Source organism: Kitasatospora sp. NPDC051914 (assembly GCF_040680995.1).
Taxonomy (GTDB): Bacteria; Actinomycetota; Actinomycetes; order Streptomycetales; family Streptomycetaceae; genus Kitasatospora.
The window spans coordinates 1-8,910 of the sequence record NZ_JBFAXX010000125.1; the positions used below are offsets into that span (position 1 = coordinate 1).

8 protein-coding genes are annotated in these 8,910 nt (G+C 74.0%); 6 read left to right on the forward strand and 2 right to left on the reverse strand.

The annotated features are described in order from the left end of the window. Positions 1-290 precede the first annotated feature (290 nt). From AB0M03_RS38670 to AB0M03_RS38690, 5 genes are all read left to right on the forward strand, one after another. Positions 291-908 (forward strand): DinB family protein, encoded by a 618-nt coding sequence (locus tag AB0M03_RS38670; protein WP_363501184.1) that lies wholly within the window; start codon positions 291-293, stop codon positions 906-908. Between the two features lie 227 nt (positions 909-1,135). Continuing rightward, positions 1,136-2,164: an L-threonine 3-dehydrogenase gene (gene tdh, locus AB0M03_RS38675; RefSeq protein ID WP_363501187.1), complete on the forward strand. Its 1,029-nt coding sequence runs from the start codon at positions 1,136-1,138 to the stop codon at positions 2,162-2,164. Between the two features lie 93 nt (positions 2,165-2,257). Then, the gene (locus tag AB0M03_RS38680; RefSeq protein WP_363501190.1) at positions 2,258-3,451 is read left to right on the forward strand and encodes a glycine C-acetyltransferase; all 1,194 of its coding nucleotides are present in this window, start codon (positions 2,258-2,260) and stop codon (positions 3,449-3,451) included. A 267-nt stretch (positions 3,452-3,718) separates the two neighbouring features. Then, complete coding sequence (locus AB0M03_RS38685) at positions 3,719-5,680, forward strand: phosphatase PAP2 family protein (protein ID WP_363501193.1); 1,962 nt, start codon at positions 3,719-3,721, stop codon at positions 5,678-5,680. 79 nt (positions 5,681-5,759) lie between these two features. Next, on the forward strand, positions 5,760-6,677 hold the full coding sequence (locus AB0M03_RS38690) for a LysR family transcriptional regulator (RefSeq protein WP_363501196.1): 918 nt from the start codon (positions 5,760-5,762) through the stop codon (positions 6,675-6,677). 12 nt (positions 6,678-6,689) lie between these two features. On the opposite strand, the gene AB0M03_RS38695 is transcribed toward AB0M03_RS38690, so the two are convergent. Continuing rightward, positions 6,690-7,328, reverse strand: a complete 639-nt coding sequence (locus AB0M03_RS38695) for an SMI1/KNR4 family protein (protein ID WP_363501199.1) — start codon at positions 7,326-7,328, stop codon at positions 6,690-6,692. Positions 7,329-7,520: 192 nt separating this feature from the next. Between AB0M03_RS38695 and AB0M03_RS38700 the strand changes: the two genes are divergently transcribed. Then, a complete protein-coding gene (locus AB0M03_RS38700; protein WP_363501201.1) occupies positions 7,521-8,450 on the forward strand; it encodes a Gfo/Idh/MocA family oxidoreductase in 930 nt (309 codons plus the stop codon). A gap of 79 nt (positions 8,451-8,529) precedes the next feature. Here the strand turns inward: AB0M03_RS38700 and AB0M03_RS38705 are convergent, their stop codons facing one another. Continuing rightward, complete coding sequence (locus AB0M03_RS38705) at positions 8,530-8,781, reverse strand: chaplin (protein WP_363501204.1); 252 nt, start codon at positions 8,779-8,781, stop codon at positions 8,530-8,532. Between the last annotated feature and the right edge of the window lie 129 nt (positions 8,782-8,910).

Sequence of the window (8,910 nt, forward strand, 5' to 3'; positions counted from 1 at the left end):
GCCAGAGCCAACTCGGGCTCTGGCACAACTTCTGTGGTGTCGAGTCGAAGCTCGGTGTCCGAGGCCGAATCACACTGGGAACCTGCAGGTCAGGGGCTTGTCATGAGACAGGCAGAAGCCCGGTCGGCGCATCTCCACAAAAGTTGGGCCAGAACCACGAGTCGCGAACAAAGCCAGTTGAAAATGGCGTGTGGCCGCGACGCCTGTCGTGGCAGGGTGCGGACGGCAGATGGGAACCGCCCACAAGTCCCGGGACTCCGGAAGGCCCGGGACTCCACGAGGGAGCAGCCATGACGACACCACCCCGCACGATCCCCCTGCTGCGGCAGTTCGACTTCGCGGCCAAGCGTCTTGCCGATCGCATGATCGGCCCGGTCGTCGACAGCGGCAACGGCACAAACGTCGAGGTCACCCCGATGACCGACGAGGAGTACTTCTGGGAGCCGGTACCCGGCTGCCTCTCGGTGCGGCGGCGCTCGGACGGGCCGGGGCCACAGGCGGAGTTCCTGACCGGAGCCGGTGACTGGGGTCGCGATGCCCTGGCGGAGCCGCCCTCGCCGGCGCCCTTCACCACGATCGCCTGGCGCCTGAGCCACCTCACCGAGCTACTGGTGCTCCGCGCTGAGTACACGGTCGGCGGCCGCACCCTCACCAGGGACGAGCACCCCGTCGCCGGGGATGCCGTTGGGGCGGTCGCCGCCTTCGGCACTGCCGTGAAGGCCTGGCGGGAGGCGCTGGTCGGTGCGGACGACGCGGCGCTCGACACGGTCGGACACAGCAGCTACCCGTACGGCAGCGACCCGGAGGAGCCGTTCCTGGAGATCGTCTGGTGGGTCAACCAGGAGCTGCTCCACCACGGCGCCGAGATCGCCCTGCTGCGCGACCTCCACCGGGCGCACCGGCACTGACCAGGCCGGTCGGCGTAGCCCGTACGGGTGGCAGTCGGCATGCCGCGGGGGTCGCCGGGGCGTGCGGCGGAGGGTGCTCGGGGACGATCGTTCAGCCCAGCTGCGACCCCCCTTAAGAATTCCTCGATGGACCGCACCCGCCCCGACCGGGCAGATTTCACTGTGCCCGGCGGGGCAGGGGTTGCACCGCCGGGCTCCCGTTCCACCGTGCGTCAGGAGCGCTCGCCGTGAAGGCACTCGTCAAGCAGAAGGCCGAGCCCGGGCTCTGGCTGATGGACGTCCCCATGCCGGAGATCGGCCCCGGGGACGTGCTGATCAAGGTGCTCCGCACCGGCATCTGCGGTACCGACCTGCACATCCGCTCCTGGGACGGCTGGGCGCAGCAGAGCATCAAGACCCCGCTGGTCCTCGGCCACGAGTTCGTCGGCGAGGTCGCCGCGGTCGGCGCGGCCGTCGCCGACATCGAGGTGGGCGACCTGGTGAGCGGCGAGGGCCACCTGGTCTGCGGCAAGTGCCGCAACTGCCTGGCCGGCCGCCGCCACCTGTGCCGCAACACGGTGGGCCTGGGCGTGGGCCGCAACGGCGCCTTCGCCGAGTACGTGGCGCTGCCCGCCTCCAACGTGTGGGTGCACCGGGTGCCGGTCGACCTGGACGTCGCCGCGATCTTCGACCCGTTCGGCAACGCCGTGCACACGGCGCTGTCCTTCCCGCTGGTCGGCGAGGACGTGCTGATCACCGGCGCGGGCCCGATCGGCATCATGGCCGCCGCCGTCGCCCGGCACGCCGGTGCCCGCAACGTGATGATCACCGACGTCTCCTCGTACCGCCTGGACCTCGCCCGCAAGGTCGGCGTGACCCTGGCCCTGGACGTCTCGCAGCACACCATCGAGGAGGGCCAGCAGCAGCTCGGCCTGCGCGAGGGCTTCGACGTCGGCCTGGAGATGTCCGGCCGCCCCGAGGCGATGCGCTCGATGATCGCCAACATGACGCACGGCGGCAGGATCGCCATGCTGGGCCTGCCCGCCGACGAGTTCCCGGTCGACTGGGCGTCGATCGTCACCTCGATGATCACCATCAAGGGCATCTACGGCCGCGAGATGTTCGAGACCTGGTACGCGATGTCCGTCCTGCTGGAGGGCGGCCTGGACCTCACCCCGGTGATCACCGGCCGCTACGCCGCCGCCGACTTCGCGGAGGCCTTCGACGAGGCCGCCAGCGGCAACTGCGGCAAGATCATCCTGGACTGGACCGCCTGAGACCGTCCCGCCCGCTCCGTCCGGCACCGGACCGTCCCCCACCGGACGGTCCGACACACCGTCAGCGACACACCGCCTAGGGAGACACCACCCGTGTTCGACAACGTGCGCGAGGACCTCGCCGCCACCCTCGACGAGATCCGCGAGGCCGGCCTCTTCAAGCCCGAGCGCGTCATCGGCACCCCGCAGAGCGCCTCGGTCACCGTCACCGCGGGCGGCCGCCCCGGCGAGGTGCTGAACTTCTGCGCGAACAACTACCTGGGCCTCGCCGACCACCCGGCCGTGGTCGCCGCCGCCAAGGACGCCCTGGACCGCTGGGGCTACGGCATGGCCTCCGTCCGCTTCATCTGCGGCACCCAGGACGTGCACAAGCAGCTCGAGGAGCGCCTCTCGCACTTCCTCGGCCAGGAGGACACGATCCTCTACTCCTCCTGCTTCGACGCCAACGGCGGCGTCTTCGAGACCCTGCTGGACGAGCGCGACGCGGTCATCTCGGACGCCCTCAACCACGCCTCCATCATCGACGGCATCCGCCTCTCCAAGGCCCGCCGCCACCGCTACGCCAACCGCGACCTCGCCGACCTGGAGCAGCAGCTCAAGGCCACCCAGGACGCCCGTCGCCGGCTGATCGTCACCGACGGCGTGTTCTCCATGGACGGCTACATCGCCCCGCTGCGCGAGATCTGCGACCTCGCCGACCGCTACGACGCGATGGTCATGGTCGACGACTCGCACGCGGTGGGCTTCGTCGGCCCGACCGGCCGCGGCACCCCCGAGCTGCACGGTGTGATGGACCGCGTCGACATCATCACCGGCACCCTCGGCAAGGCCCTCGGCGGCGCGTCCGGCGGCTACGTCGCCGCCCGCCGCGAGATCGTCGCCCTGCTGCGCCAGCGTTCCCGCCCGTACCTGTTCTCCAACTCGCTCGCCCCGGTGATCGCGGCCGCCTCGCTGACCGTGCTCGACCTGCTGGAGCAGTCCGGCGACCTCCGCGAGCGCCTGGCGGCCAACACCCACCTGTTCCGCACCAAGATGACCGAGGCCGGCTTCGAGGTCCTGCCGGGCGAGCACGCCATCGCCCCGGTCATGATCGGCGACGCGGCGAAGGCGGGCCGGCTCGCCGAGCTGCTGCTGGAGCGCGGCGTGTACGTGATCGGCTTCTCCTACCCGGTCGTGCCGCACGGCCAGGCCCGCATCCGCGTGCAGCTCTCGGCCGCCCACTCGACCGAGGACGTCGAGCGCGCCGTCGCGGCCTTCGTCGACGCCCGCGCGGCGCTCGGCGAGTAGCGGCACTCCGAACCACCCCTCCCGGGCGCGGCCCTACCCTCACCGCGCCCACCCTTGCGGGGCACCCCCCGGCCCCGCTCCGCCGTCGGCCCGGCCTTCCCCAGCCGGGCCGGCGGCGTTTTCGCACGGCTGTCGTACGGGCGCCCCTGGTGGCCACGGCCGGAGGCCCGCTGCGCCACCCGGGCGGCACTCCACGGGATGCGGGCCGTCCGCCGCCGCCGGAGAGTCAGCAGGGTGGGGGACGGGACGCGGCGAGAGGAGCAGCGGATGTCACCGGTGCCCGCCGTGCCCGCGCCCCGCCGCCTCCCCTCGGCGGCCGTCCTCGCCGCTCTCACCGCCCTCCTCGTCGTCCTCGGCGTCTGTGCACCGGTCACCTGGGACGCCCTCGCGGAGCCCGTCGGCCGGCCGAGCCCCGTCGCCGACCTCGCCGCGACCGGCCTCGGCGGGTGGTACGCCACCGGGACCCGCGTGGTGCTGCTGGTGGTGGCGCTCGCCTCGGTGGCCGTGATCGGTCTGCTGCTCGCCCGCGACCCCCCGCCGGGCCTCCCGTACCCCGGGGCGGTGGGCACGGCCGCGGCCGGCGCGATGCTGCTCAGCGCCGACCTGCGCGGCCAGCCCGTCGACGCCGTGCTCGGCCTGGCCTGCCTGGCGCTGGCGGCCTCCGAACTGCTGGCCCGCGGCCGCCCCGGCGGCGGAGTCGCCCTCGGTACGGCGATCGCCCTCGAACCGGCGCTCGCCCTGTTCGCCGTGCTCCTGGTGTGCCTGCGGGAACGCCGCCGAGCACTGAACGCCGTCGTCCTCGCGCTCGCCCTGAACACCGCGGCCTGGGCCGCCCGCCCGGCGGAGACCGCCCGCAGCTGGCGCCAGCTGGTCGATCCGCTGATCGCCGTCGGCCCCGACAACCAGTCCGCGCTCGGCCTGCTGCTCCGGCTCGGCCTGCGCGGGCCGCTGCTGCTCGCCGTCTGCCTGGCGGCGGGCGTCCTCGTCGCCACGGCCGGCGTGCGCCGCGCCGCGTCGTACACCGCCGACGGGCAGCGGCTGCTCGCCGCCGGCGTGGTCGGCTGCGCGGCCGTGGTGGTCTCCCCGCTGACCGGGCCGGCCGAATTCGGCTGGCTGCTCGCCGCCGCGGTCGGCCGGCTCGGCCGCCGCCCCGAGGACCGCGCCCTGTGGCCGGTGGTCGCCGTCACCGTCGCCCTGCTGTCCAGCAGCATGCTGGACCCCGAGATCGAACCGGTCACCACCTTCCTGCTGCGCGGCGCCGCCCCGCTGATCGCCGCCGCGGCCGCCGCCGTGCTCGCCTTCCGCCGCACCACCGACCCCCAGTGGTCCCTGCACCGGACACCGGCGCCGACCCCGCACCACCCCTTCGGCCTCCGGCGGCTGCCGCTGCTGCCCGCCACGCTGCGGCCGGTGAGCCGGCCCAACCTGCTGATGGAGCTGCTGTTCATCCAGGTCGGCTACGGCATCTACACCCGCATCCGCAACGCCGCACCGAACCGGACCGGCGCCGCGGTCGACCACGCCCGAGACGTCTACCGGGCGGAGCAGTTCCTGCAGCTCGACGTCGAGAAGACGGTCAACAGCTGGGTGCTGCGCACCGACGGCGTGCTGGACGCCTCCCTGCAGTACTACAAGACCCTCCACCTGATCGGGCCGCTGGCCGTGCTGAGCTGGCTCTACCTGCGGCACCCGCGCCGCTACCGGACCAGCCGCACGGTGCTGTTCACCGCGACCGGCCTCGCCCTGCTCGGCTTCTGGGGCTACCCGCTGGCACCACCGCGGCTCACCCCGGGCCTCGGCCTGCGCGACAGCCCGTACGGCGGGCCGGACACCGCGCCGCTCGGGGCGCTCACCGCGCTGACCAACCAGTACGCGGCGATGCCCTCGTTGCACTGCGCCTGGGCGTTCTGGTGCACGGTCGCGGTCATCGCCGCCACCCGCCGCCGCTGGGTGCGGGGCCTCGCCGTGCTCTACCCGGTGGCCACCCTGGCCGTGGTGGTCGCCACCGCCAACCACTGGGTGCTGGACGCCGCCGGGGGTGTCGCCGTCGTCCTCGCCGGCTGCCTGGTGCAGTACGTGCTCACCGGCCGCCGACTGCTCGACCGCACCGCCGTACGGCCGAAACGCGCCCGCGAGCCGCAGCCGCAGCCGCAGGCACCGCCCGCTGCCGGACCGGCGGTGCCGGACGCCCCGCAGCCGGAGCGGATCGAGCGCCGCGGCGACCCCTGACGGTCCTGCTCGGTCGGCGTGCCGCCGGGCCCGTTCGGCGCGGAACGGAGCGCTCCGGCCCGCTGGCAGAATTGACCCCGTGATCGACGCACGACGGCTGCGGACCCTGCGGGCCGTGGCCGACCACCGCACCGTGACGGCCGCCGCGGCCGCGCTGTACCTCACCCCCTCCGCCGTCTCGCAGCAGCTGGCCGCCCTGGAACAGGAGACCGGCCACAACCTGCTGGCCCGCGACGGCCGCGGGGTGCGGCTGACCGCGGCCGGCGAGATCCTGCTCGGCCACGCGGACGCGGTCCTCGCCCAGCTGGAGCGGGCCGAGGCCGACCTGGCCGCGTACAGCGCCGGGGTCGCCGGGGAGGTCACCGTCGCCGCCTTCGCCACCGGCATCGCGCTGGTGCTGGCGCCCGCGATCACCGAGCTCGCCGCGACCGCACCCGGCGTCCGCCTGCGGGTGCTGGACGCCGAGGGCGACGCCAGCCTGCCGATGCTGCTGGACGGGCAGGCCGACCTGGCCGTTGCGGTCGAGTACCGCGGTGCGCCGCGCGCCGACGACCAGCGGCTGACCCGCGTCCCGCTGTACGCCGAGCCGTTCCGTGCGGTGATCCCGCTCGGGCACCCGCTGGCGGCGGGGGAGGGCCCGGTCGCGGTCGCCGACCTCGCCGCCGAGCCGTGGATCGGCCCCTACCCCGGCAACCCCTGCCACGACGTGGTGCTGCTGGCCTGCGAGCACGCCGGTTTCCAGCCGCGGCTGGTGCACTCCTCGGACGACTTCCGGGCCGTGGTCGCACTCGCCTCCGCGGGCGCCGGGGTGGCCCTGGTGCCCCGCTCGGCGCTGCGCGGCGCCGACCTCTCCGCGGTGGCCGTCCGCCCGGTCGACACCGAACTCGCCACCCGCAAGGTCTTCGCCGCCGTCCGCGCCGGCGCCGAACAGCACCCCCTGATCGCCCCGGTGCTGACCGCCCTCACCACGACGGCCCGCAGCCTCGACAGCCAGTGACCCGCCGACCGCTCACCCGAGTCCCACCGGGGCCGGAGTGAGCGGCTCGCCGTCCACGGACGGGCAGCCCCCGCCGAAGTCCCACCACAGGTCGCCGTCCGCAGTCAGGTAGGGGTACGTCCCGCGGACGCCACCGCCGTGCCACAGGGCGCGGGACACCTCGTGCAGATACTCGGCCAGGCCCGGCCAGGCATCGGAGAAGTCGCCACCGCCGGAGTGGCCGGCCCGACCCAGCCGCCCCGACGCGTGACCGGGGCGCAGGTCGATCACCTGGACGCCGCCGTCGGCGCTCTCGGCCCAGGGCACCCACAGCGGGTGCCACCAGGGTTCGTCGTCCCAGGGACGCACCACCAGTCCGTCGTTGTCCGACGCGATCTCCAGGCGCATCCGCCAGTGCTCCGCGATGCCTGCCGCCCCGAGCGGCGACTGCTCCGGCAGCAGGCCCGTCCACGCGCCCGCGCCGTCGTGGCAGCTCAACGACTCACGCAGCTCGGCGGGGAACGGCACACCGACCACCCGCTGCGCCGCCTCCAACTCCTCGGCGGCCACCGGCGGACGGAGCGCCGCCAACGCCGCCGGCGCGTGCACCGCCAGCCAGGCGTCGATCCGCCGCCACGACGAGACCACCGGTCCTGCTGCGTGCTCACCCATGCCGCCATCCTCTCCCGAACGGCCCCGGGACCTCGCCGTGGTGGGCCCGTCCCGGGGCCGCCCGGATCTGACGGGCCGTCGTCCCGATGTTCGGTATCCGCACTGCTCAGCGATGATGCTGGCATATGCTGCTGGGCGGCCAGGCCCGCGGCCACCAGCACGGGCCACCACACCCTCAGCAGGAGCGCCCCAGTGAGTCACGACCTCCACTCCGACCCTGCCGCCCTTCCGGTGGCGGTGATCGGCCTCGGCGACATCGCGCAGAAGGCCTATCTCCCGGTGCTCACCGCCCAGCCCGGACTCGACCTGCGGCTGATGACCCGCGACCGCGCGAAGCTGGACCGCCTCGGCGACGCCTACCGGATCGAGCACCGCTACACCGGCCTCGGCGAACTCATCGACAGCGGTGTGCGGGCCGCCTTCGTGCACGCCGCCACCGACCAGCACGTCCCGATCGTCGAGCAGCTGCTCACCGCCGGCATCGACGTGTACGTGGACAAGCCGCTCGACCACACCCTGGACGGCGCCCGCCGCCTGGTCGACCTCGCCGAGCAGGTCGGCCGGTCGCTGCTGGTCGGCTTCAACCGCCGGCACGCCCCCGGCTACCTGCTCGCCCTGGAGCGGCCGCGCGACCTGATCGTCCTTCAGAAGCACCGCGAGGGGCTGCCGGAGGCGGCGCGCTCCGCCGTCTTCGACGACTTCATCCACGTCGTGGACACGCTGCGCTTCCTGGTGCCGGGCGAGATCGAGCACGTGGACGTCCGCTCCCGCAGCCGGGACGGCCTGATGGAGCACGTGGTGCTCACCCTCGCCGGTGAGGGCTTCACCGCGCTCGGCATCATGAACCGGATGAGCGGCGCCACCGAGGAGGTGCTGGAGGTCTCCGGCGGCGACTCCAAGCGGTCCGTCATCAACCTCTCCGAGATCGTCGACTTCCGCGGCCAGCCGACCGTCCGGCGTCGCGGCGACTGGGTGTCCGTCGCCCGGCAGCGCGGCATCGAGCAGGTCGTGCTGTCGTTCCTGGAGTCCGTCCGGGCCGGCAAGGTGATCTCCGCGCGGGACGCGCTGCGCACCCACGAGCTGTGCGAGCACGTCGTCCAGCAGATCGAGGCGCAGGCCTGACGGGCTGTCGACTGCCGTACGGCGGTGCCCCCGGTGCGGCCCGTGAGGGTCCGCGCCGGGGGCACCCGTGCGCGCAGGCTCAGCTGTTGGTGCAGACGTTGCCGGAAGTCGGGTTGAGCAGACCGGCCAGGTCGATGCTGTTCCCGCAGGCGCTGACGGGAACGTGGACCGGGATCTGGACGACGTTGCCGGACAGGAGGCCCGGGGAGTTGCTGGCCGTGCCGACGGCGTTCGCGTCTGCGTTGGCCACGCCTGCCGAGCCGAGCACGAGAGCGCCGGCGGCGGCGGCCAGTGCGAGAGCCCTGCGGATGTCCTTCACATTCTTCTCCAATTCGGGAGGGGACGTTCCTCGGTGGAACCCGGGCGCCGGGGCCCCCGCCGACCCGAGGCCCACGCCCCCCCCCCCCCCCCCTACGCCCCGACCGCCACCCCGGCCCCACCCCCCCCGCGCGCGAGCCCC

Bases quoted from the DNA above. Each gene is read 5' to 3' on its own strand.
- AB0M03_RS38670 (WP_363501184.1), top strand. From the start codon at position 291: ATGACGACACCACCCCGCACGATCCCCCTGCTGCGGCAGTTCGACTTC.
- AB0M03_RS38685 (WP_363501193.1), top strand. From the start codon at position 3,719: ATGTCACCGGTGCCCGCCGTGCCCGCGCCCCGCCGCCTCCCCTCGGCG.
- AB0M03_RS38695 (WP_363501199.1), bottom strand. From the start codon at position 7,328: ATGGGTGAGCACGCAGCAGGACCGGTGGTCTCGTCGTGGCGGCGGATC.